Genomic DNA, 20,880 nt, shown 5'->3' on the forward strand with positions numbered 1-20,880 from the left:
CGCGGGGATGCGAGAAGGGCCCGCTCCCGGAATCCCGGGGGCGGGCCCATCGCCGTGTCGGCGGGAGCTACAGCACGGTCAGGTTGACCAGCTCGAAGGCGCCTGCCGCGACCAGGGCGGCGGCGGGCATGGTGATGAACCAGCCGAGCACGATGTTCTTGGCGACGCCCCAGCGGACCGCGTTGACCCGCTTGGTGGCGCCCACGCCCATGATCGCGGAGGTGATCACATGGGTCGTGGAGATCGGCGCCTTGAAGAGGTACGCCGTGGTGAACATGATCGACGCGCCGGTCGCCTCGGCCGCGAAGCCCTGCGGCGGGTCCAGCTCGATGATCTTGCGGCCCAGGGTGCGCATGATGCGCCAGCCGCCCGCGTAGGTGCCGAGCGAGAGCATCAGGGCGCAGACGATCTTGACCCAGACCGGGATCGGGTCGCCGAAGGTCTCGTTGCCGGAGATCACCAGCGCGAGGACCACGACACCCATGGTCTTCTGCGCGTCCTGGAGACCGTGGCCCAGCGCCATGCCCGCCGCCGAGACGGTCTGGGCTATGCGGAAGCCGCGCTTGGCCTTGTGCGGGTTGGCGTTGCGGAAGAGCCACAGGATGGCTGTCATCACCAGATAGCCGACCACCAGACCGACGATCGGGGAGAGGAACATCGGGATGACGATCTTCTCGACGACGCCGCTCCAGAGCACGTCGATGCCGCCCGCGAGCGCCGCGCCCACCATGCCGCCGAACAGCGCGTGGGAGGACGAGGAGGGCAGACCGAAGTACCAGGTCACCAGGTTCCAGACGATGGCGCCGACCAGCGCGGCGAAGAGGATGCCCATCCCCTTGCCGCCGTGCGGTGTCTCGATCAGGCCCTCGGAGACGGTCTTGGCGACCCCGGAGCCGAGGAAGGCACCGGCGAGGTTCATCACGGCCGCCATCGCGAGCGCCGCCCGGGGGGTCAGCGCGCGGGTCGAGACCGAGGTCGCGATCGCGTTGGCGGAGTCGTGGAAGCCGTTCGTGTACGTGAAGAAGAGCGCGACCGCGACGGTCACGATCAGGGCGAAGGTGTCCATCGACGCCTCAGGACTCCTTGACGGCGATGGTCTCCACCGTGTTCGCCACGTGCTCGAACGCGTCCGCCGCCTCTTCGAGGACGTCCACGACCTGCTTGAGCTTGAGCACCTCGATGGCGTCGTACTTGCCGTTGAAGAGCTGGGCGAGCAGCTTGCGGTGGATCTGGTCCGCCTGGTTCTCCAGCCGGTTGACCTCGATCCAGTACTCGGTGAGGTTGTCCATCGTGCGCAGGTGGGGCATCGCCTCGGCCGTGAGTTCGGCCGCCCGCGCCAGGACCTCGATCTGCTGCTCGACGCCCTTCGGCAGCTCCTCGATGTTGTAGAGGACGACCAGGTCGACGGCCTCCTCCATGAAGTCCATGATGTCGTCGAGCGACGAGGCGAGGTTGTAGATGTCCTCGCGGTCGAACGGCGTGATGAACGAGGAGTTGAGCTGGTGGAAGATCGCGTGCGTGGCGTCGTCACCGGCGTGTTCCGCGGCCCGCATACGCTCTGCGATCTCGGCCCGGGCGGAGGAGTCCGCCCCGAGCAGTTCCATCAGGAGCTTGGAGCCCGTGACGATGTTGTCCGCTGACGCGGCGAACATGTCGTAGAAGCTCGTCTCCCTGGGGGTCAGACGAAAGCGCACGTTGAGGTCCTCGGGGTGCTTCGGTTGGGTCAGGCTGATGCTAGGCGCATCATCCGGCCACGGCTATCGGGCCATTCCCCAGTGTCGCCCATCAGGAAGCATGCTCGGCACGGGGGCGTTGCGCCAAGGCTCCGATACCCCGTGAAGTTGGTTACCATATACCCACCAGGGGTATACGTTCCGGCTGTTTTCGGCCAGAGCGGGGTCCGTTCCCCGTCAGCCCGTCCCCGATGGAGGCCAGCGATGACGACGACCGAGGCCGGCGCCACGCACGGCTACCACCACCAGAAGGACGAGCACCTCAAGCGGCTGCGCCGGATCGAGGGCCAGATCCGGGGTCTGCAGCGCATGGTCGACGAGGACACGTACTGCATCGACATCCTCACCCAGGTCTCCGCCTCCACCAAGGCGCTGCAGTCCTTCGCGCTGCAGCTCCTGGAGGAACACCTGCGGCACTGTGTCGCGGACGCGGCGGTCAAGGGCGGCGAGGAGATCGACGCCAAGGTGGAGGAGGCGACGAAGGCCATCGGGCGTCTGCTGCGCACCTGAGCCCTATGCCAGGGCGGCGCCGCGCTCCTCGGTGACCCGCAGCACCTCGTCGATGCTGGCCAGGCTCAGCCGGTCCTCCGCCGCCGAGGCGGCGATGATCAGCTCGCCGCACAGCTCTATCTCGGCGAGGGCCACGTGGTCCTGCACCGCCGTACCGCCGACCGGAGCCACGCGCGTCACCTCTTCCTGCCGTCACCGATGCCGGACCCGGCTATCTAGAGTAGGCAGCGGTTCACATGGCGCGCATGGCACGGACGGGCTAGTTCGACCCCGGCGGGGCGGACTATCCCGCAGGCGGTCCCGCCGCGCCCTCGTCGTCCGCGATCTTGCCCGCGTAGATGTCCTCGGGGCGCGGGAGCAGCACCTCGGCGCGGGTGCCGAAGTCGTAGAGCAGGGTGGTCGAGGCGACCGCGACGGCTGCCGCCTGCCTGCTGTTGACGAAGCTGAAGCGCTGGCGGAGCTTGCGGACGCGGCCCTGGTCGTCCAGGTAGACGTCGAACGGGACGACGGCCGTGGCGAACCCTTTCGCCGCCGCGGCGAGCGAGGCGCGGTTGTCCGCCGAGGCGGCGCGCGCCGCCGCGCCCAGGTCGGCGGTGCCCCGGTAGTGCCGCACCGCGGTGCCACCGACCTGGGTACGGCCCACGAACGCCGCCGTCCGCGTCCCGCGCAGCACCTCCGCCGCGGCGTACGGATCGGTCGCGCCGCCGGTGACCAGGTTGCCGTCGGACACGCTCGCCGTCTCGACCCGGACCCACTTGTCGGCGGGCACGCCCGCGCCCCGGTTCTTCATGTACAGGGCGCCGGGGGCGAGCAGCTCGGTGATGGGCCGGTGCTCCGGGGCGCCCGTGGGGTCCTCCGGGAGTACGACGGTCAGGCTGCCGAGGCGGCGCCGGAAGTCGTACACCCCGCTGCCCCGGATGGTGACCCGGGTGCCGCCGGTGGCCATCTCCATGGAGGTCGACGCCCGGGAGGTGCCCGCACCGCGCAGGGTGTCGGCGGCCTGCCGCAGGACGGCCACCGGATCGCCGCTCGCGCCGCTCACCCCCTCGGCGGCGGCCCCGCTGGAGGAACACCCGGTGGTGCCCGCTCCGAGTCCGACGGTGAGTCCCATCACGCCCGCCGCTACGACCGTCCTGCCCGCGCGCGTGTGCTGCCGCCGATCCATGGCCTGCCTTACCCCCAGCCGGTTGCGTCCGTTGGGCCCCCTGTCGTTCCCGTTAACGACGGGTAGGGGGCGCCGTCACGCGTGGCGTCAAGCACGCGAGAAGTCAGCGGGTCATACGCCCGTACAAACGCTTCAGATGCCCGAACGAACGTCTTGTTCGGGGCGGGTACGGTGGCACCGTGGCGTGGCAGGACGGCCCGGTGGGGGCGCGGCAGGAGCGGGAACACCGCACGACGACGAGCGAGCAGGGCCGGTTCTGTGTGGCCAGATGCAGTTGCGGCTGGCGGGGTCCGGCGCGCCGGGCGCGCAGTCAGGCGCGCGCGGACGCGGAGGCGCACGGCAGCGCGCCGTGACGCCGGGCGCGCGCGCCGCTCAGCGCCCTTTCAACACCGGCTCCGTGCCCGCCTAGTGCCCGCTCAGCGCCGCTCGAAGGCGTGGGCCAGCGTGTCCAGCAGGTCGCGGTCGCGGGGCTGGGTCAGCCGCTCGCGGGCGGCGGCGGGGGCGAGCCAGACGATCTCGTCCACCTCGGAGCCCGGGATGAAGTGCCCGTGCAGCGCCTCTGCCGCCCAGTAGCGGACCTCCTTGGGGCGTCCGGCGACCGGATAGCGCAGGGTCGCCAGCTCGGCGCCCGGCTCGGCGGCGTACCCGGTCTCCTCGGCGACCTCGCGCAGCGCGCCCGCGAGCGCGTCCTCGCCCCGCTTGAGCTTGCCCTTGGGGTGGGACCAGTCGTCGTACTTGGGGCGGTGGACCAGGCAGACCTCCAGGGCGCCGGAGGGTGAGCGGCGCCAGAGCACGCAGCCCGCGGCGAGGACCGGCGGAAGGTCCGTGTCGTCGCTCATGGCGTCTCCTCGCTCCATCACCGTGCCGGGACCGTCCGCCGCTGCCACGCCTGCTGGAAGGCGAAGCGCGCCGCCTCCACCTCGTGCCGCTGGTCGGCGTGGAGGACGCCGAGCGCGTAGGCGGTCGCGGGCGCGATCCGGGCCGTACGCGCCGCCTGCGCCGCCGCGACCGCCGCCTCCGCCGCGTCCCGGTGCCGGTTCAGGGCGTGCCCGGCGGCGCGCAGCCGGGGGTCCTCGGCCGGGGTGGCGGCGCCGTGGGGCACCTCGCGGGCGTAGCGGTGCAGGCGAAGGAGCAGGCGGACCTGGTGCCAGGGACCGTCCTGGGAGTGCGGGGCGGGGTCGGGGGAGAGACCGTCGGCCAGCGCCTGCGCGTTGTACGGGTGCCCGGCGGTGACCAGGGGCAGCGCGGCGACCGCGCTGGTGAGCCGGTCCTCGGCGGCCGTCGCGTACGGGCCGAGGTCCGCCCCGGCGGCGCCGGGGGCGAGGGGGACGTCGCTGGCGAGTACGGCGATGCGGTCGGCCAGCGCGTGGAAGCGGGCGGAGCCGAGCGCCTCCAGGGCGGTGGAGTGGGCGCGGGCGCGGGCCAGGGTGAGCCTGCGGTCGAGCAGGGCCGCGGCGCGGGCGGCGCCGACGGTGAGGGGGGCGGCGGGGGGTGCCGTCACCGGCACTTTCGCGGCGACCGCGGCGGGTGCCGGGGTGGTCCCCGAGAGCCGGTGCAGGGCGAGCAGCAGCCGGTCCAGGCGGGCGGCGCAGGCGTGCTCCAGACCGAGGGTGCCCGAGACCCAGGCCAGTTCGGCCCGGGTCTCGTCCGCCCAGTCGGGCTCCAGGAGCCCGCGGAAGGTGTACAGGCCCGCGCTGACGCGGCGGGCCGAGCGGCGCAGCGCGCGTGCCGCCTCGGCCGACCCGTCCGCGCCCGAGGCGCCGTTCCCGGTCTCCCGGTGCAGGCGCAGGGCGCGGAGGAACTCCGTGGACCGGGCGCGCAGATGGGCCGCGAGAGCCTCTCCGGTCGCCTCCCCGGGCTCGGAGTCCGCCGGGTCAGGGTGTCGCGGTGCCACGCCGGCGCCTCCGGGCGTCTATGAGCATCTCCTGGATGTTGCGCAGCGGCTGGCCCTCGGCGTCGGTCGCGTGCCGGGTCCATTCGCCGTCGGGACCGAGGTGCCAGGAGGCGGTGGTGTCGGACATGCCGGTGTCGAGCAGGCGGTTCAGGGACGCCCGGTGTCCGGGGTCGGTGACCCGGACCAGCGCCTCGATCCGGCGGTCGAGGTTGCGGTGCATCATGTCGGCGCTGCCGAACCACACCTCGGGCTCGCCGCCGTTGCCGAAGGCGAAGACGCGGGAGTGCTCCAGGAAGCGGCCGAGGATCGAGCGGACCCGGACGTTCTCGGACAGCCCGGGGACGCCGGGGCGGATCGCGCAGATGCCGCGCACCCAGATGTCCACCGGCACGCCCGCCTGGGAAGCCCGGTAGCAGGCGTCGATGATCGCCTCGTCGACCATGGAGTTGACCTTGATCTTGACGAACGCCGGGCGCCCCGCGCGGTGGTGCTGGATCTCCTTGTCGATGCGCGATATCAGCCCGTCCCGCAGGGACTTGGGGGCGACCAGGAGGCGGCGGTAGGTCTCGCGTCGGGAGTAGCCGGAGAGCCGGTTGAAGAGGTCCGAGAGGTCGGCGCCGACCTGCGGGTCGGCGGTGAGCAGCCCGAGGTCCTCGTAGAGGCGGGCGGTCTTCGGGTGGTAGTTGCCGGTGCCGACGTGGCTGTAGCGGCGCAGCACGTCGCCCTCCTGGCGGACCACGAGCGACAGCTTGCAGTGGGTCTTCAGCCCGACCAGACCGTAGACGACGTGGCAGCCCGCCTCCTCCAGCTTGCGCGCCCACTTGATGTTGGCGTGCTCGTCGAAGCGTGCCTTGATCTCGACCAGGACGAGGACCTGCTTGCCGGACTCGGCGGCGTCGATCAGGGCGTCGACTATCGGGGAGTCGCCGGAGGTGCGGTACAGCGTCTGCTTGATCGCCAGCACGTCCGGGTCCTGCGCCGCCTGCTCCAGGAACGCCTGCACCGAGGTGGAGAAGGAGTCGTACGGGTGGTGCAGCAGCACGTCCCGCTGGCGCAGCGCGGCGAAGATGTCCGGCGCGGAGGCGGACTCCACCTCGGAGAGGTCGCGGTGGGTGCCCGCGACGAACTTGCGGTACTTCAGCTCGGGGCGGTCCAGGCTGTGGATGCGGAACAGACCGGTGAGGTCGAGCGGACCGGGCAGCGGGTAGACCTCCGCCTCGGAGATCTTCAGCTCGCGCACCAGCAGGTCCAGTACCTCGCGGTCGATGTCCTCCTCGACCTCCAGGCGCACCGGCGGTCCGAAGCGGCGCCGCATGAGTTCCTTCTCCAGCGCCTGGAGCAGGTTCTCCGCGTCGTCCTCCTCGACCTCCAGGTCCTCATTGCGGGTGAGCCGGAAGGCGTGGTGCTCCAGCACCTCCATGCCCGGGAACAGCTCCTCCAGGTGCGCGCCGATCACGTCCTCGATGGGGACGTACCGTCCGGGGCTGCTCTCCAGGAAGCGGGACAGCAGCGGGGGCACCTTGACGCGGGCGAAGTGCTTGTGCCCGCTGACCGGGTTGCGTACGACGACGGCCAGGTTCAGCGACAGACCCGAGATGTACGGGAAGGGGTGCGCGGGGTCCACGGCGAGCGGGGTCAGCACCGGGAAGATCTGGTGCCGGAACAGCGTGAACAGGCGCGCCTGCTCCTTGTCGGTCAGCTCGCTCCAGCGGACCAGGTGGATGCCCTCCTCCGCGAGCGCGGGGGCGACGTCCTCGTGGTAGCAGGCGGCGTGCCGGGCCATCAGCTCGCGCGAGCGGGCCCAGATCATCTCCAGCACCTCGCGGGGCTGGAGCCCGGAGGCGGAGCGGGTGGCGACGCCGGTGGCGATACGGCGCTTGAGCCCCGCGACCCGGACCATGAAGAACTCGTCCAGGTTGCTGGCGAAGATCGCGAGGAAGTTGGCCCGCTCCAGGAGCGGGGTGTTCGGGTCCTCGGCCAGCTCAAGGACGCGCTCGTTGAACGCGAGCCAGCTCCGCTCCCGGTCCAGGAAGCGGCCCTGCGGGAGCGGGGCGCCGTCGGCCTGGGTGTCCTCATAGGCGTCGAGATCGGCGTCGAGATCCGGGTCCAGGTCGGAGACGGCCGCCGCGACCGTGTGCGGGCGGTGCGCGGCGATGGAGCCCACGGGGGGCTGCGGCTGCGGCCGGCCGGGGACCTCGGACCCGAGGCCCGCGGTATCGGCGCCGAAGGCCGCGCTGGAGGAGGACTGGGCCGGTGCCTGGGCTTCTCGCTGACTCATGAACCCATTCTTCCGTGTCAGAGGCGTCACGGCAGCGTCGAATTTCGCGGAGGGAAGTCTGATGACCTTCCGCCCCGCGTCCCCCTCGGACTCCGCCGAAGCCCCACTGCCGACGTGCGCCATTCCCCGAGCCTCGCAAGCGCTGCTGAATGGGCGGTTACGGGGACATGACGTGGGGGACAGCGGAGGGCGGCTCCCAGGGGAACCGCCCTCCGCCTTGTCGCCGCCGGTCAGCCGGTGCGGCGGCGCAGTACGGCGAAGGTCGCGGCGGTGAGCAGCGCGGTCAGGAGCAGCAGCAGGGCGGTGGTGGTGAGCTGGAGGGGCCAGTAGTGGGAGGCGGGGTGGTACTGGGTGAAGTACCCGGTGCCGCCGTGCCGCGCGTACAGCCGCTCGCACGCCGCCAGCGCCTTGGCCGAGTCCACCGTGCACTCGGGCGCGGGGACGCGTCCCCCGCCCCGGGTCGCGATGCCGTGCACGACCTCCAGGGCGCCGGGCCGGACCGCGTAACCGTGCTGGAAGTCGTTCACCTTGGTCGCCAGCGGCCACAGGTGCGGCATGAGCCGGTGGACGCCGGTGAACAGCAGGGTGGTGGCGGCGAGGGTGATGCCCAGGGAGGGCAGTGTGCGGCGCACCAGCAGTCCGGTCAGCGCGCCCGCCGCCAGTGCGGTCAGGCAGGCGGCGGCGAGGGCTGGACCGTTGGTGTAGAAGGCGCGCGGCATCCACCACTCGGGACCGGGTCCCCGCCGGTCCTCGGGCGCCGCCCCGGCGTACCGGTGCAGTATCACCAGCAGGGCGGTGCCCGCGGTGATCACGGCGGCCGGGAGTGCCAGCCGGGCGGTCAGCCAGCGTGCCGGGGTGATGCCCTGCAGCCAGGCCGAGGGCGCGCTGCCGGACTCCGTGCCGGGCGCGGTCAGGGCGACGGCCGCCCAGGCGGCCACGAGGAACGGCAGGATGATCATCGCGTAGGACAGCAGGTCGAACACGGTGTAGTAGAAGCCCACGTCGACGCTGCACGGACCCTGGCGGGGGCACTCCAGCATCCGGTGCCAGCCGCGTGTCGCCCGGTCCGCCAGCGGACCCGCCGCCCACAGCAGCAGGGCGGCGGCGGTCAGCACCAGGGCTGCCCAGACGTACAGCGCCCACCGGTGCAGCCGGAACACCCAGCGCGCCGGACGCGGCCGGGGCGGGGGGACGGTGAGAGTGCTCATGCGGCGCGCTCCTCGAAGGTCGTCGCGGTCAGGGCGGGGGCTTCCGGGTTGCGCAGGTGGGCGAGGATCAGGTCCTCCAGGCGGGGCGTCTCCGTCTCCCAGGACTCCGGGAGCGGACCCTGCGGACGGAGCAGGGCGGTGACGCGACGCCCCGTGGTGCGGGACTCCACCACGGTGTGCGGGGCGAGGGCGGCGTCGGCGGGACCGGTGACACGGCGATGGGCGGCGCGCAGGTCGTCGATGTCACCGCAGAGCCGGACCCGGCCGGAGCCGAGCAGCAGCAGGTGGTCGCAGGACTCCTCCAACTCCGCGACCACGTGGGAGGACATCGCGATCGTGGTGCCGTGCTCGGCGGCCACGCCCATCAGGACGCCCATCAGCTCGTGCCGCGCGAGGGGGTCGAGGTCGGCCATCGGCTCGTCCAAGAGCAGCAGTTCGGGCCGCTTGCCGAGCGCGAGGGCGAGCGCGACGCGGGTGCGCTGACCGCCGGACAGGGAGCGGACCCGGGCGCCGGGGTCGAGGTCGCCGCCCGCGACGATCCGCCCGGCGAGCGGCGCGTCCCAGTGACCGGGGTTCAGGTCGGCGCCCATGCACAGCGTCTCGGCGACCGTGAGCCGCGGGTAGAGCGGCTTGTCCTGCGCCACGTACCCGACGCGGACGCGCGCCTCGGCGGGGCGTACGCCCAGCACCTGTATCTCCCCCTCGGTCGGCCGGAGCAGACCCGCCGTCAGGGCGAGCAGGGTGCTCTTCCCGGCGCCGTTGGGTCCGACGACGGCGCACACCCGGCCCGTGGGCAACCGGAACGCGCAGTCGCGCAGCGCCCAGGTGCCCCGCCGCCCGAAGCGCTTGCCAAGGCCGTCCGCCTCGATCGCGGTGTCGCTCATGAACCTTCTCCCTGGAAGCTCTTGTCGAGTACGGAGGTGAAGAGCGCCGCCATGTCGTCCCGGTCCCAGCCCTCCCGGACCGCCCGCGCCGCCCACTGCTCCAGCTCGGCGCGCAGCGGGGAGTCGGCAGGGGCGGCGCCGAGCGTGCGGCGGACGAAGGTGCCCAGACCCCGCCGCGCCTCCACCAGCCCCTCCCGCTCCAGCTCGCGGTACGCCTTGAGGACGGTGTTGGGGTTGATGGCGGTCGCCTCGACCACCTCGCGGGCGGTGGGCAGCTTGTCGCCGGGGCGGAGCTGACCGAGGCGCAGTGCCTGTTTGGTCTGCTGGACGATCTGGACGTAGGTGGCGACCCCGCTGTGCCGGTCGATGCGGTATTCGACCACGCGCTGAACCACCCTTTCACTAATTGAGTAGTGGAATGATGGTGCGGAAGAGGGGCGCCCGTCAAGCGTGGACGCCCCTCAACTCATCGCGGATAACGCTCGGTTCACGTCTCCGTGCGGTACATCAGGTCCGTCTCGTGGGTGGTGAAGCCCAGGCGTTCGTAGACCGAGACCGCCGCCTTGTTGTCCGCGTCGACGTAGAGCATCGCGGTGGGCAGACCCTGGGCGGCGAGGTGGCGCAGACCGATCGTGGTCAGGGACTTGCCGAGTCCGCCGCCCTGGCTGCCTGGGCGGACGCCGAGGACGTAGACCTCGCCGAGTCCCTCGTCGGGGTGGGGCTTGGTCCAGTGGAAGCCGATCAGTTCCCCGCCGCGCTCGGCGAGGAAGAAGCCGGTGGGGTCGAACCAGGGCTCCGCCTCGCGGTCGGCCAGGTCGCGCTCGGTCAGCGAGCCCTGTTCGGGGTGGTGGGCGAAGGCGGCGGCGTTGACCGCGAGCCAGGCGGTCTCGTCCTGTCCGGGGACGAAGGCGCGGACCGTCACGCCCTCCGGCAGCACCGGGTCGGGGAGTTCGAGACCGGTCAACGGGCGGCGCATCTGGCGCAGTTCGCGGAACAGGGTCAGACCGAGCACCTGGGCGAGATGCCGGGCGGCGGGGTGACCGCCGTGCGCCCAGACCCGCAGCCGCTTGCCGGAGGCGGCGAGCAGCGCGGTGCCGAGCGCGCGCCCGTGGCCGTGACCCCGGTGGGCGGGGTGGACGACCAGCTCGGCGGCGGGTGCCTCGACCGGGTCGGTGTCCTCGAGCTGGGCATAGCCCACGAGTTCGCCGCCGTAGCTCAGCAGCAGATGCGAGACGCCCTCCCGCGCCCCGCCGCGCAACTGGAGCCGCCCCTGCTCGGACACCGGCTGCTGCCCGTCCGCGGCGGCAGCCGCCGCGAGCAGATCGAGCACGGCCCGGGTCTGCTCCGGGGTGAGTTCGGCGTGGGTCTCGATGGAACGGCCCTGCACGGCCCGCTCGGAGTCGTCGCTGCTCATGCGTATGAGGGTACGGGGGGCGCTCCGCTGGGTACGGCCGGGCGGGACGATGGCACCTGGCGGCGCGGCGCGACGGCGGGCGGGCTGCGTGGGGTTACGGCGGGCTGGTGGCGTGGCTCGATGGCGGCCTGGTGGTTCGGTGGCCTGGTGGTCCGGTGGTCCGGTGGTCCGGTGGTTCGGCGCGGCAGGGCGATGGCGGTCCGGCCGTGCGGTGTTACGGCGACCTGGTGCCCTGGCCCGGTGGCCCGGCGCGACGGCGGTTCGGCCGTGCGATGCCCGATGCCCGATGCCCGATGCCCGATGCCCGGAACCGGCGACCCGGCTCCACGGCGGCTCGGTGCCCTGGCTCGATGGCGACCCGGTGCCACGGCGGCCCGGTGGTCTGGAGGTCCGGTGGCCCGGCGCTACAGGGTGATGGCGGCCAGTCCGTGCAGTGTTACGACGACCTGGTGGCCCGGCGCGACGGTGCGGCGGCGGTCTGGGCGTGCCGTGTTACGGCGGCCAGGTACGCTGCCCCGCTGCCCCGCTGCCCCGCTGCCCCGCTGCCCCGCTGCCCCGCTGCCCCGCTGCCCCGCTGCCCGGTCGCTCGGTGCGGCGGCGGTTCGGTCGTGCGGGGTCACGGCGGCCCCGCGCCCCGGCTCGGCGACCCCGTGGCTCGGCCCGACGGCGACCCGGGTCGCGCGGCGTCGGGGTCGGTGGGTCGGCATGGCCCGTCGGCGTCGCGGTGCCCTGAAGCAACGGGGCTCCCGCGTACCGCCCCCAAGCCACAGCGGCAGCGCAGCGTCACGCCGTGTCCGGTGGGGGTACCGGCGCCCCCGGCAGCCGTACCGTCACCAGGGTGCCGCCGCCCGGGGCGCGGGAGAGGGTGACCTCGCCGCCTGCCTGGCGGACGGTGCGGGCGACGATGGAGAGACCGAGTCCGGAGCCGGGGAGGGCGCGGGCGCTGGGGGAGCGCCAGAAGCGGTCGAAGACGTGCGGGAGTTCCTCGGCGGGGATGCCGGGTCCGTGGTCGCGCACGGTCAGCGTGCCGTCGGTCAGCCGGACCTCGACCGTGCCGCCCTCGGGGCTGAACTTCACCGCGTTGTCGAGGATGTTGACCAGCGCCCGCTCCAGCGCGGACGGCTCCGCGCGGACGTACCACGGCTCCAGGTCCGCGGTGATGGTCAGTTCGGGACCGCGCAGCCGCGCCCGGCGCAGCGCCGCCTCCGCCGTCTCCTGCAGGGAGACCACCTGGACGCGCTCGCCGTGCTGCCCCTCGGAGCGGGACAGCTCCTGCAAGTCACCGATCAGCGCGCCGAGTTCGGTCATCTGTGCCTTGACGGAGGCGAGCAGCGCCTTGCGGTCCTCGGCGGGCAGCGGGCGCCCGGTCTCCTCGCTGCGGCTGAGCAGCTCGATGTTGGTGCGCAGCGAGGTGAGCGGGGTGCGCAGTTCGTGCCCGGCGTCCGCGATCAACTGCTGCTGGAGGTCGCGGGAGCTGGCCAGCGCGGTGGTCATGGAGTTGAAGGAGCGCGAGAGCCGGGCCACCTCGTCGTCGCTCTCGTCCACCACCGGGATGCGGATGGCGAGGTCCTCGGTGCGGGCCACGTGCTCGACCGCCTCGGTGAGCTTGTCGACCGGTCGCAGTCCCGCCCGGGCCACGGCGAGCCCCGCCGCCCCCGCCCCGACGACCCCGATGCCGGAGACCAGCAGCAGGATCAGCGCGAGGTCGTCCAGGGTGCGCTCGGTGTCCTTCAGGGAGATGCCCACCATGACGGCCACGTCGGGGTAGGTCGCCACGTCGGGTCCGCCGCCCACCAGCACGGCGCCGGTCATCACCCGTACGTCGTCGCCCTTGGAGTCGGTGCCGTCGCGCACCCAGCGAGTGTGGGGGTCGTGATTGCGCGCGATCGCCAGGTCCCCGGCGGTCACCTTGACGGTGCCCTCGGAGTAGGGCGGCACGCACGTCTTGCCGTCGGAGGTGATGATCTGGAGGTAGAGGTAGCTGGGCGGTCCTTCGCCGACTGTGTCGTTCGGGGACTGCGGGCAGGTCAGCAGCAGGGTGGCGACCTGGTCGGCGCTGAGCGGCCGGCCGAGGCTCGTGAGCCGGTGGTTCAGCTCGTCCTCCAGCTTGCGCTGGACGATGAACCAGCAGGTCACCGACACCGCCGCCACCGCGAACGCCACCGCCGCCGCGACCAGCATCGCGAGCCGCGCCCGGATCGGCAGCGCCTGGTAGCGGCGCACCAGCCTCCTCACTCGCCGCCGCCCTGCCGCAGTACGTACCCCACGCCCCGGACGGTGTGCACGAGCCGGGGCTCGCCGCCCGCCTCGGTCTTGCGGCGCAGGTACATCACGTAGACGTCGAGGGAGTTGGAGGAGGGCTCGAAGTCGAAGCCCCAGACCGCCTTCAGGATCTGCTCCCGGGTGAGGACCTGGCGCGGGTGGGCCATGAACATCTCCAGGAGCGTGAACTCCGTACGGGTCAGTTCCACCGGCCGCCCGCCCCGGGTGACCTCCCGGGTCGCGAGGTCCATCCGCAGGTCCCCGAAGGTCAGCGCCTCGTCCTCCTGCGCCTCGGCGGACACGGTCGCCGCGTAGGTGCTGCGCCGCAGCAGGGCCCTGATGCGGGCGAACAGCTCGTCCAGTTCGAACGGCTTGACCAGGTAGTCGTCTGCCCCGGCGTCGAGTCCGGTGACCCGGTCGCCGACCGTGTCGCGGGCGGTGAGCATCAGTATCGGGGTGGTGTCCCCGGTGCCCCGGATGCGCCGGGCCGCCGTCAGACCGTCCATGCGGGGCATCTGGATGTCCAGCACCAGCAGGTCCGGGCGGCAGGCGGCGGCCTTCTCCAGCGCGTCCGCGCCGTCGACCGCGACCTCCGTGTCGTACCCCTCGAAGGCGAGGCTGCGCTGGAGTGCCTCGCGTACGGCCGGTTCGTCGTCGACGATCAGGATGCGCTGGGGGTCACGGTCGCCTTCGGCGGGGCTCATCGCTCGCGGTTCCTCGGGATGGTGTTGTCGGGTCGGGGCGTCTCTCAGCCTCGCACGTTTCGGGCTTCCGGCGTGGTTGCCGCCGGTCAGACGCCGGCCGGGGTCAGCCGGTTGAGGGCGGTCAGGCGGTTCAGCGGCACCTTGCGGCGGTGCGGGCGGGCGGCGGAGGTGCGCAGACCCATGAGCTGGGGGGCGGGGCTGGGCAGCTCGGGGAGCCGGGGCGCCGGGGCGGGCGCGTTCAGCTCGCGCGCGACCTCCAGGGCCAGGGCGACGTCGGCGGGGCCGGTGACAGGGGTCTGGTGCGTGGTGTACGAGATCATGACGTGCTCCCTGCTGTTCGGTGGTGCGCTTGCCCAGGACCGTGCCGGAGGGATCCGGAAAGGTGTCCTAGTCCGTCGAGCCCGCCCGCAGCTTGGCGAGGTCGGTCTTGACGGTGTTCACCGGGATCGCGAAGCCGAGGCCGATGCTGCCCGCGTCCGAGGACGAGGACGCCTGCGAACCCGAGGAGTACATCGCGGAGTTGATGCCGATGACGCGGCCGGAGGCGTCGAAGAGGGCGCCGCCGGAGTTGCCGGGGTTGAGTGAGGCGTCCGTCTGGATCGCCTTGTAGGTGGTGGTGGACGAGCCGGTGTCGCCGTTGAACTCACGGCCGCCGAACTGGAACGGCCAGTCGCCGTCCCCGCCCTGCTGCCCGCCCTGTCCCTGGCTCTGTCCCTCGTCGGTCGAGACGGTCACGTCGCGGTTGAGTGCCGAGACGATGCCGCTGGTCACGGTGCCGCTCAGCCCCTCGGGGGAGCCGATGGCGACGACCGTGTCGCCGACGCGGACGCCTGAGGAGTCGCCGAGCGTGGCGGCTTTGAGACCGGAGGCGCCGGAGACCTTCAGCAGTGCCAGGTCCTTGGAGCTGTCGGTGCCGACCACGTCGGCGGTGTAGCTCTTGCCGTCGCTGGTGCGGACCTTGACCGAGGAGGCGCCGGAGACCACGTGGTTGTTGGTGATGATCTCGCCGCCGCTGGTGACGACGACGCCGGAGCCGGTGGAGGAGCCGTCCTGGAGGGTGGCGTCCACCTGGACCACGCTGGGGCTGACGGCCGCCGCGACGGCTGCCACGGTGCCGGTGCCCTTCTTGCCCGCGGTCACCACGGGGGTGCCCGCCTGGGCGGAAGCGGAGTCGGAGTGGTTCGCCAGCTCCTGGAAGGCGTAGGCGGTGCCTCCGCCGACCGCGGCCGCGACCAGCGCGACCGCCGCGAGGAGCGCGATCGGGCCCCGCGTCCGCTTCCGCTCCGGAGCCGGACCCGGCGCGTACGGCGGCGGGGACGGCCACGGGCCGGGAGCGGCGTGGGCGGCCGGCGGGGTGTCGGACCCGTGAGGGTTGCCGTACCCGTAGGGGCTGAACCCCTCGGGGCTTTCGTACCCGTCGGCGCCGCTGCGGCGCGTGCTCTCGTCGGTCATGAGAAGAGCATGTCCCGCGACCATGAGAGCTTCCTGAGCCCACCCTGAGAACCCCGGCAGAAGCGGGGGCCCGCTTCATGAGAGCCCCGCTCAGCCGGGGATGAGAGCCCGATAAGAGTGCTGGTGGGGGCGGGTGTGCGGCGGGGAAGCGGCAGGCGGACGGCGGGGGAGTGGTCAGGGCTCCTGGCGCGCGCAGCCGCAGCTCTGGCGGATCTGGAGGCGGGAGGGGAGGGTCTTCAGGCGTTCGCGGCGCGAGCCGGCCAGACGCAGCCCGTCGTCCAGGACCAGGTCGACGGCCATGCGGGCCATCGCGGGACGGTCGGAGGCGACCGTGGTCAGCGGCGGGTCGGCGAGCGCCGCCTCCTTGATGTCGTCGAACCCGGCCACCGCCAGCTCGCCGGGCACGTCGAGGCGCAGCTCGCGCGCGGCGCGCAGGACGCCGATGGCCTGGTCGTCGGTGGAGCAGAAGATCGCGGGCGGGCGCTCGGGTCCGGCGAGGATGCCGAGGGCCACGCGGTAGGCGTCGTAGCGGTTGTACGGCGCCTCGAAGAGACGGCCCTCGGTGGGCAGTCCCGCCTCGTCCATGGCGCGCTTCCAGCCCTCGACGTGGTCGGAGACCGGGTCGCCGACGGCCGGGGTGTCGGCGGTGCCGCCCATGCAGGCCACGTACTCGTACCCGTGCTCCAGGAGGTGGCGTACGGCGAGCTGGGCGCCGCCGAGGTCGTCCGTCACCACGGCCACGTCGTCGATCGCCTCGGGGCGCTCGTGCAGCAGGACCACGCGGGCGTCCCAGGCGTCGATCTCGGCCGCCGCCTGGTCGTTCAGCGCGTGGGAGACGAGGATCAGACCGGAGACCCGCATGCCGAGGAAGGCGCGCAGATAGTGGACCTCGCGCTCGGCGATGTAGTCGGTGTTGCCGACCAGGACCATCTTCCCGCGCTCGGAGGCGGCCTGTTCGACCGCGTGCGCCATCTCCCCGAAGAAGGGCTGGCGGGCGTCCGGGATGATCAGCCCTATGAGGTCGGTACGGCGCGACGCCATCGCCTGGGCGACCCGGTCCGGCCGGTACCCCAGCTCCTTGATCGCCGCGAGGACACGCTCGCGCGTGGCCGGGGCGACCGGCCGGGGTCCGTTGTTGATGACATAACTGACGACGGCCGTCGAGGTCCCCGCCAGCCGTGCCACATCATCCCGAGTCACCTTCGCCACGCGCGGAGTCTACGCGGATTGACCCGCCCTGGGCAGGGCAAAAACACGGTATCCGGCAGCGACCGCGAGGCCGGGCGACGCGGTGAGACCTGCCAGAGTTCTGCCCACGCCGACACCGCTTCACGCATCGGCATGCGGGGGCGCGCATGAGACGGCGGCCCGGCACCCGACATCACGCACCGGCCCGCGCCCACCGACGCACAGTCCGTCCCGGGCGCCCGGCGGGCGGGCTCTCACCCCACCGGGGTGCTGCTTCCCGTCTTGGCCGGAGGTCTCCCGCCCCGGTCGGAGGCTTTACGCCTCGGTCGGGGGTCTCACCCCTCGGTGGCGGGGGCACTCCTTCGCCGGGGGCGCGGGGTTGTGGGTCCGTAGGGACCGTGCGGCGGCGTGCGGGCGTGGCCATCGCCCGGCTCGCGCCGCTGGGAGGTCGGGGGGCACGGATCTGGGCTGGCTGGACCGCGCGGCGACCGGTGTGGTGGTGCGCGGCTGTGGTCGCGGTTCCCTGCGGGGCGGCCCGTAAGGGATCTCGGGCCGACCCGCAGGGGACCGCGACCCGCTCGCAGCGCCTCGCTCAGGCGTCCGCCGGGATTTCTGTCGGGCTTTCCGTGTCGGACGGGGCGGTGCGGTCGCGCTTGGGTTCCTCGGTGGCGCGGTCGCCCTTTTCCGGGGTGACGAAGCGGTAGCCGACGTTGCGGACGGTGCCGATCAGGGACTCGTGTTCGACGCCGAGCTTGGCCCGCAGGCGCCGTACGTGGACGTCCACGGTGCGGGTGCCGCCGAAGTAGTCGTAGCCCCAGACCTCCTGGAGCAACTGGGCGCGGGTGAAGACGCGGCCCGGGTGCTGCGCGAGGTACTTGAGCAGCTCGAACTCCTTGAAGGTCAGGTCCAGGACCCGCCCCTTGAGCTTGGCGGAGTAGGTGGCCTCGTCCACGGAGAGGTCGCCGTTGCGGATCTCCATGGGGGAGTCGTCGTGGACGAGCTGCTGGCGTCCCTGGGCGAGCCGGATGCGCGCCTCGACCTCGGCGGGACCCGCCGTGTCGAGCAGGACGTCGTCGATGCCCCAGTCGGCGGTGACGGCCGCGAGACCGCCCTCGGTGACGACCAGGACGAGCGGACAGCCGGGCCCGGTGGAGCGCAGGAGCTGACACAGGCTGCGCACCTGGGGCAGGTCGCGGCGGCCGTCGACGAGGATGACGTCGGCGCCCGGCGTGTCGACCAGGGCGGGTCCCTCCGCGGGTGCCACGCGCACGTTGTGCAGCAGCAGGCCGAGGGCGGGGAGCACCTCCGTCGACGGCTGGAGGGCGTTGGTCAGGAGCAGCAGAGAACTCATACGTCTGGTTCCTCCTCGGTCCCTGCGAGGACGTGTGCGGTGCGGCACTGCTCTGCGATCCCGGGGCCCCGTACACCCGGCGGTCTCCCGCTTCGTATACAACGCTACCGAAAGCACAAAAGGACCCGGGGGCTGCGCTGCCCGAGTCCTCTGCCCAGCAGAATAGCCCACATGAGCAACCGTCCGGCAGGTCATGCGGCACGTTCCACCGTTCGTCCGAATTCCGAGACAGGCAGACGCGCACCTATCCGGACGTTTCTGCGCACGGACGACGGAATTCCGATCGATTCCGTATACGAACCGGGTGCGGCTGTATACGAAATGCCTTCGGACGGCGGACCGGCGGCGGAATCCACCGGTCACGAGGCGACGGACATCGTCTTCGTCGTCGCCCACGGCTTCACCGGCGACGCCGACCGCCCGCACGTGCGCCGGATCGCCCGGGCGCTCGCCGCGTACGGCGCCGTCGTCACCTTCTCCTTCCGCGGTCACGGCGCCTCCGGCGGCCGTTCCACCGTCGGCGACCAGGAGGTCCTGGACCTCGCGGCGGCCGTGGCGTGGGCGCGCGGCTTCGGGCACGCACGCCTGGTGACCGTCGGCTTCTCCATGGGCGGCTCGGTGGTGCTGCGGCACGCTGCCCTGAACCCCGGCACGGTGGACGCGGTGGTCTCGGTCAGCGCGCCCGCCCGCTGGTACTACCGGGGCACCGCCCCCATGCGCCGCCTGCACTGGATGGTCACCCGCCCCGCCGGCCGCCTGGTCGGGCGCTACGGCTTCCACACCCGCATCCACCACCGCGACTGGAGCCCGGTGCCGCTCTCCCCGGTCGAGGCGGCAGCCCGGATCGCCCCCGTCCCGCTGCTGGTCGTGCACGGCGACAGCGACGCCTACTTCCCGCTCGACCACCCCCGGATGCTCGCCGAGGCGGCCGGTGAGCACGGCGAACTCTGGCTGGAGCCGGGCATGGGTCACGCCGAGCACGCGGCGGACGACGCCCTGCTCGCCCGGATCGGGGAGTGGGTCCGCGCCCGGACGCACTAGCCTGAGCACCACCGTCTTTAATTTTTCTTTCCTGACCGTCGATTGAGGAACGAGATGCCCAAGGTCACGGTGCGCTACTGGGCGGCCGCCAAGGCCGCGGCAGGCGTCGCCGACGAGCCGTACGACGCGGCCACCCTCGCCGAGGCGCTGACCGCCGTGCGCGAGCGCCACCCCGGCGAGCTGGCGACCGTACTGCGCCGGTGCGCCTTCCTCGTCGACGGCGATCCCGTCGGGACGCGCGCGCATGAGACGGTACGGCTGGCCGAGGGCGGCACGGTCGAGGTGCTCCCGCCGTTCGCAGGAGGATGAGGCGTTGAGCAGCGATCAGTACGACCCCTACGCCGGGTACGACCCCGAGCAGACCCAGCAGTGGGAGGGGCACACCTGGGACACCCAGAACCACGCGCAGCTCCCCGGCGCCGGGGCGGGACACCCGCAGCAGCAGCCGTACCAGGGGTACGAGCCCGCGCCGCAGCAGGCGTATCCGCAGCAGCAGTACCCCCAGCAGCCGTACCCGCAGGCACCGGCTCCGCAGCAGCCGTACCAGCCGATGACGACCGGGGTGCGCCCGCAGCCGGTGCCCGAGCCGCAGCACGCCGCGCAGGCCGTCGCAGCGGACGCCGACGCCGGTTACGGACCCGCCACCCTCGCCGGGAACGCCCGCATCACCGACGCGCAGCGCGCCCGGCTGGAGGGACGCTCCCCGATCATCGAGCCCGGGATGCAGCCCGCGCTGCTCACCGCCGTGCTCGGGGCGCTGCTCGCGGTCGCGGCGCCGCTCGGCTCGTACGCGCTGGTCGTGCCGCTGGTGGCGCTCCAGGCGGTGACGGCGGCGGGCTGGTTCCGGCTCAACGGCATGTGGCCCGCCCGGCAGGGCATCGCGCTGGCGTTCCTCGGCGGACTCGTCGCGGACGTGGCGGTACTGGCGGCCGGGCGCGACCACGCGCCCGCCGCGATCCTCGGTCCGCTCGGCGCCTGGGTCGTGCTGTCGCTGGTCCTCCAGTTGCGCTCGCACGCCTCGCCGGACGAGCGGATGTACGGCCTGATGGCGACCGTGGCCTCCTCGGCCCTCGCCATCCTCGCCACCGGCTACCTCGGCGCCACCGCCGACGCGGTCTCCGTCGGCGCGGCGGCGGTCGCGGTCGCCGCCGTGGTCCGGGCGCTGCCGCTGCCCACCCCGGTCTCCGTGGTCATCTCCGTGCTCGCCGCCGCGGGCGCGGGTCTCGCCGTCGGCGGCATGAACGGTCTCGGCACCAACGGCGCCCTCCTCGGCGCCGCTGCCGCCGCCTGCGGCCTCATCGGCCACCGCGCCGCCAGCTACGACTACCCCTCCCGCTTCGTCCACTTCACAGCAGGCGTCTCCCTGCCGCTCGCGGTCGCCGGTCCGGTGGTCTGGGTCCTGGGGCGGGCACTGGGCTGACGGGTGCGGGGGCGGTTGGTGCCTGGGCGGTCGGTGCCTGAGCGGTCGATGCTCGGGTGGTCGATGCACGGCTGGCTGGTGCGCGGGTGGTCGGTGCCTGGGTGGTCGATGCCCGGCTGACCGATGCTCGGCTGACCGGTGCCCGGACGGTCGGTGCCTGAGCGGTCGATGCTCGGGTGGTCGATGCCCGGCTGGCTGGTGCTCGGGTGGTCCGTGCGGGGGCGGTCGGTGCTCGGGCGGTCCGTGCCCGGACGGTTGGTGCCCGGCCGGACGCCGCCTGAGCGGTCGGTGCCCCGCTGACCAGTGCCCGGGTGGTCCGTGCCTGGGCGGTCGGTGCTCGGCTGACCGGTGCCCGGGTGGTCCGTGCGCGGACGGA

22 protein-coding genes are annotated in these 20,880 nt (G+C 72.9%); 5 read left to right on the plus strand and 17 right to left on the minus strand.

The annotated features are described in order from the left end of the window. Positions 1 to 67: 67 nt before the first annotated feature. Positions 68 to 1,066, minus strand: a complete 999-nt coding sequence (locus IF655_RS21690; protein ID WP_199586676.1) for an inorganic phosphate transporter — start codon at positions 1,064 to 1,066, stop codon at positions 68 to 70. A gap of 7 nt (positions 1,067 to 1,073) precedes the next feature. Then, positions 1,074 to 1,694: a DUF47 domain-containing protein gene (locus IF655_RS21695; RefSeq protein WP_199586677.1), complete on the minus strand. Its 621-nt coding sequence runs from the start codon at positions 1,692 to 1,694 to the stop codon at positions 1,074 to 1,076. Positions 1,695 to 1,937: 243 nt separating this feature from the next. Here IF655_RS21695 and IF655_RS21700 point away from each other — a divergent pair, with 243 nt between their 5' ends. Then, complete coding sequence (locus IF655_RS21700) at positions 1,938 to 2,243, plus strand: metal-sensitive transcriptional regulator (protein WP_199586678.1); 306 nt, start codon at positions 1,938 to 1,940, stop codon at positions 2,241 to 2,243. A 3-nt stretch (positions 2,244 to 2,246) separates the two neighbouring features. On the opposite strand, the gene IF655_RS21705 is transcribed toward IF655_RS21700, so the two are convergent. Next, entirely contained in the window at positions 2,247 to 2,414 is a 168-nt protein-coding gene (locus IF655_RS21705; RefSeq protein ID WP_199586844.1) for a hypothetical protein, read from the minus strand. 112 nt (positions 2,415 to 2,526) lie between these two features. Continuing rightward, a complete protein-coding gene (locus IF655_RS21710) occupies positions 2,527 to 3,408 on the minus strand; it encodes a hypothetical protein (protein ID WP_199586679.1) in 882 nt (293 codons plus the stop codon). A 179-nt stretch (positions 3,409 to 3,587) separates the two neighbouring features. Here IF655_RS21710 and IF655_RS21715 point away from each other — a divergent pair, with 179 nt between their 5' ends. After that, complete coding sequence (locus IF655_RS21715) at positions 3,588 to 3,761, plus strand: hypothetical protein (protein WP_199586680.1); 174 nt, start codon at positions 3,588 to 3,590, stop codon at positions 3,759 to 3,761. A gap of 63 nt (positions 3,762 to 3,824) precedes the next feature. On the opposite strand, the gene IF655_RS21720 is transcribed toward IF655_RS21715, so the two are convergent. The 13 genes from IF655_RS21720 to IF655_RS21780 form a co-directional block, all read right to left on the minus strand. Then, positions 3,825 to 4,247, minus strand: coding sequence for an NUDIX hydrolase (locus tag IF655_RS21720; RefSeq protein WP_199586681.1), 423 nt, complete (start codon positions 4,245 to 4,247; stop codon positions 3,825 to 3,827). Positions 4,248 to 4,264: 17 nt separating this feature from the next. Next, complete coding sequence (locus tag IF655_RS21725) at positions 4,265 to 5,302, minus strand: CHAD domain-containing protein (RefSeq protein WP_199586682.1); 1,038 nt, start codon at positions 5,300 to 5,302, stop codon at positions 4,265 to 4,267. Continuing rightward, on the minus strand, positions 5,283 to 7,580 hold the full coding sequence (locus IF655_RS21730; RefSeq protein WP_242488862.1) for an RNA degradosome polyphosphate kinase: 2,298 nt from the start codon (positions 7,578 to 7,580) through the stop codon (positions 5,283 to 5,285). The genes IF655_RS21725 and IF655_RS21730 overlap by 20 nt, the downstream gene beginning before the upstream one ends. A gap of 230 nt (positions 7,581 to 7,810) precedes the next feature. Further along, on the minus strand, positions 7,811 to 8,788 hold the full coding sequence (locus tag IF655_RS21735; protein ID WP_199586683.1) for an ABC transporter permease: 978 nt from the start codon (positions 8,786 to 8,788) through the stop codon (positions 7,811 to 7,813). Continuing rightward, on the minus strand, positions 8,785 to 9,672 hold the full coding sequence (locus tag IF655_RS21740; RefSeq protein ID WP_199586684.1) for an ABC transporter ATP-binding protein: 888 nt from the start codon (positions 9,670 to 9,672) through the stop codon (positions 8,785 to 8,787). The genes IF655_RS21735 and IF655_RS21740 overlap by 4 nt, the downstream gene beginning before the upstream one ends. Next, positions 9,669 to 10,055 carry a GntR family transcriptional regulator gene (locus IF655_RS21745; RefSeq protein ID WP_199586685.1) on the minus strand — a complete coding sequence of 129 codons (387 nt, stop codon included), beginning with the start codon at positions 10,053 to 10,055 and terminating at the stop codon, positions 9,669 to 9,671. The genes IF655_RS21740 and IF655_RS21745 overlap by 4 nt, the downstream gene beginning before the upstream one ends. A 104-nt stretch (positions 10,056 to 10,159) precedes the next feature. Next, positions 10,160 to 11,086: a mycothiol synthase gene (gene mshD / locus IF655_RS21750; protein WP_199586686.1), complete on the minus strand. Its 927-nt coding sequence runs from the start codon at positions 11,084 to 11,086 to the stop codon at positions 10,160 to 10,162. A 783-nt stretch (positions 11,087 to 11,869) separates the two neighbouring features. Beyond that, entirely contained in the window at positions 11,870 to 13,267 is a 1,398-nt protein-coding gene (locus IF655_RS21755) for a HAMP domain-containing sensor histidine kinase (RefSeq protein WP_206776264.1), read from the minus strand. A 50-nt stretch (positions 13,268 to 13,317) separates the two neighbouring features. Next, on the minus strand, positions 13,318 to 14,052 hold the full coding sequence (locus IF655_RS21760) for a response regulator transcription factor (protein ID WP_199586688.1): 735 nt from the start codon (positions 14,050 to 14,052) through the stop codon (positions 13,318 to 13,320). Positions 14,053 to 14,138: 86 nt separating this feature from the next. Then, a complete protein-coding gene (locus tag IF655_RS21765; protein ID WP_199586689.1) occupies positions 14,139 to 14,372 on the minus strand; it encodes a hypothetical protein in 234 nt (77 codons plus the stop codon). A gap of 67 nt (positions 14,373 to 14,439) precedes the next feature. After that, the gene (locus tag IF655_RS21770; protein ID WP_199586690.1) at positions 14,440 to 15,504 is read right to left on the minus strand and encodes a S1C family serine protease; all 1,065 of its coding nucleotides are present in this window, start codon (positions 15,502 to 15,504) and stop codon (positions 14,440 to 14,442) included. A 174-nt stretch (positions 15,505 to 15,678) separates the two neighbouring features. Next, positions 15,679 to 16,713 (minus strand): LacI family DNA-binding transcriptional regulator, encoded by a 1,035-nt coding sequence (locus IF655_RS21775; RefSeq protein WP_199586691.1) that lies wholly within the window; start codon positions 16,711 to 16,713, stop codon positions 15,679 to 15,681. Positions 16,714 to 17,284: 571 nt separating this feature from the next. Next, positions 17,285 to 18,043 carry a response regulator transcription factor gene (locus IF655_RS21780; RefSeq protein WP_199586692.1) on the minus strand — a complete coding sequence of 253 codons (759 nt, stop codon included), beginning with the start codon at positions 18,041 to 18,043 and terminating at the stop codon, positions 17,285 to 17,287. Positions 18,044 to 18,214: 171 nt separating this feature from the next. Here IF655_RS21780 and IF655_RS21785 point away from each other — a divergent pair, with 171 nt between their 5' ends. From IF655_RS21785 to IF655_RS21795, 3 genes are read left to right on the plus strand one after another with little or no spacing between them, the layout of a single operon-like run. Beyond that, positions 18,215 to 19,084: an alpha/beta hydrolase gene (locus IF655_RS21785; protein ID WP_199586693.1), complete on the plus strand. Its 870-nt coding sequence runs from the start codon at positions 18,215 to 18,217 to the stop codon at positions 19,082 to 19,084. A 54-nt stretch (positions 19,085 to 19,138) separates the two neighbouring features. Continuing rightward, a complete protein-coding gene (locus IF655_RS21790; protein WP_199586694.1) occupies positions 19,139 to 19,393 on the plus strand; it encodes a MoaD/ThiS family protein in 255 nt (84 codons plus the stop codon). 4 nt (positions 19,394 to 19,397) lie between these two features. Beyond that, the gene (locus tag IF655_RS21795; protein WP_199586695.1) at positions 19,398 to 20,504 is read left to right on the plus strand and encodes a hypothetical protein; all 1,107 of its coding nucleotides are present in this window, start codon (positions 19,398 to 19,400) and stop codon (positions 20,502 to 20,504) included. Positions 20,505 to 20,880: the final 376 nt, after the last annotated feature.

It is taken from the genome of Streptomyces sp. DSM 110735 (assembly GCF_016482685.1).
Lineage (GTDB): Bacteria > Actinomycetota > Actinomycetes > Streptomycetales > Streptomycetaceae > Streptomyces.

Coding starts and splice junctions, on each gene's coding strand:
- IF655_RS21690 (WP_199586676.1), bottom strand. CDS start 1,066: ATGGACACCTTCGCCCTGATCGTGACCGTCGCGGTCGCGCTCTTCTTC.
- IF655_RS21700 (WP_199586678.1), top strand. CDS start 1,938: ATGACGACGACCGAGGCCGGCGCCACGCACGGCTACCACCACCAGAAG.
- IF655_RS21710 (WP_199586679.1), bottom strand. CDS start 3,408: ATGGATCGGCGGCAGCACACGCGCGCGGGCAGGACGGTCGTAGCGGCG.
- IF655_RS21720 (WP_199586681.1), bottom strand. CDS start 4,247: ATGAGCGACGACACGGACCTTCCGCCGGTCCTCGCCGCGGGCTGCGTG.
- IF655_RS21730 (WP_242488862.1), bottom strand. CDS start 7,580: ATGAGTCAGCGAGAAGCCCAGGCACCGGCCCAGTCCTCCTCCAGCGCG.
- IF655_RS21735 (WP_199586683.1), bottom strand. CDS start 8,788: ATGAGCACTCTCACCGTCCCCCCGCCCCGGCCGCGTCCGGCGCGCTGG.
- IF655_RS21740 (WP_199586684.1), bottom strand. CDS start 9,672: ATGAGCGACACCGCGATCGAGGCGGACGGCCTTGGCAAGCGCTTCGGG.
- mshD (WP_199586686.1), bottom strand. CDS start 11,086: ATGAGCAGCGACGACTCCGAGCGGGCCGTGCAGGGCCGTTCCATCGAG.
- IF655_RS21755 (WP_206776264.1), bottom strand. CDS start 13,267: ATGCTGGTCGCGGCGGCGGTGGCGTTCGCGGTGGCGGCGGTGTCGGTG.
- IF655_RS21760 (WP_199586688.1), bottom strand. CDS start 14,052: ATGAGCCCCGCCGAAGGCGACCGTGACCCCCAGCGCATCCTGATCGTC.
- IF655_RS21765 (WP_199586689.1), bottom strand. CDS start 14,372: ATGATCTCGTACACCACGCACCAGACCCCTGTCACCGGCCCCGCCGAC.
- IF655_RS21770 (WP_199586690.1), bottom strand. CDS start 15,504: ATGACCGACGAGAGCACGCGCCGCAGCGGCGCCGACGGGTACGAAAGC.
- IF655_RS21780 (WP_199586692.1), bottom strand. CDS start 18,043: ATGAGTTCTCTGCTGCTCCTGACCAACGCCCTCCAGCCGTCGACGGAG.
- IF655_RS21785 (WP_199586693.1), top strand. CDS start 18,215: ATGAGCAACCGTCCGGCAGGTCATGCGGCACGTTCCACCGTTCGTCCG.
- IF655_RS21790 (WP_199586694.1), top strand. CDS start 19,139: ATGCCCAAGGTCACGGTGCGCTACTGGGCGGCCGCCAAGGCCGCGGCA.